General features: G+C 50.4%; 1 protein-coding gene. It reads left to right on the top strand.

The window, feature by feature from the left end; translation table 11 throughout:
- Positions 1-1,094: phage tail protein (locus ACWF79_RS34840; RefSeq protein ID WP_453732179.1), on the top strand; the 1,094-nt coding region annotated here is incomplete at both ends.

Here is a 1,094-nt window from a genome sequence, read left to right on the forward strand (position 1 = left end):
GGGCCTTACTGTTATTGCTCGGTCAATCCGCACTCATTGCCGGAGCCATCGTAGCGGCGGTCGCAGCCATCGCGTTATTAATTAAAAACAACGAAGCCATCCGTACTAAGCTCGAAGCCTTGGCGAACACGATCGGCGCAAAGCTAGCACCAGCCCTTGCGACACTGAAAACGCTCTTCAGCGGTTTAGCAACGGTTCTAACGGGCGACTTCGCTAGCGGTGCCGATAAGTTGCGTCAGATTCTACCGGAGTCAGTCGTCCAGCTAATCATCGCTGGCGCTACGGCCGTACAGAACGCGATCACGAATTTGATAAGCGCCGTCAACAAAGCGTTTCAGGGCGACTTCAGTTCCATCGCGCAGTACATTCCGACAATCGTAGGTATGCTGGTTGGAGGACTTCCCGGCCTAATTATTGCAGGAACACGATTCTTGCCGGCAATCGAGCAAGGCCTACAGACGTACCTGCCGACGTTCCTCAACGGATTTGTTAATCTCGTAACTTCTGTCGTAAACGCGATTACTACGAATCTACCGATGCTTGCGCAGGCTGGCGTTCAAATCATAACGGGCCTTCTAACGGGACTTACGCAGGCGCTTCCGAATATTCTAACGGCCATTACGCAAGTCATCACGACGCTGATCCAATCGATCACAACGCTTTTGCCGATGCTCCTCGGCGCGGGCATCCTTATCATTACGTCGCTGATCCAGGGAATTGTTACGGCGCTTCCGGCAATCATTACGGCAGCAACGCAATTACTAACGATGTTGATTAATACGATTGTTACGTTACTACCGATGATCATTGAGGCAGGCATCCAGATTCTAAACGCGCTGATTAACGGAATCATCCAGGTTCTTCCGCAATTAATCGAGGCGGCGCTGCAGCTCATTATGGCGCTCATTGACGCACTTGTGACGAATCTACCGTTGATACTCGAAGCCGGCATCCAAATTTTAACGGCTTTGGTCGACGGAATTATTACGATGCTTCCGCAATTAATTGAAATGGCGCTGTTCTTAATCGTCAGCTTGGTCCAAGCGCTGATCAATAATTTACCGAAAATCATTGACGCTGGCATCCGTTTAATC

The sequence above is a fragment of the Streptomyces sp. NPDC054975 genome (assembly GCF_053609105.1).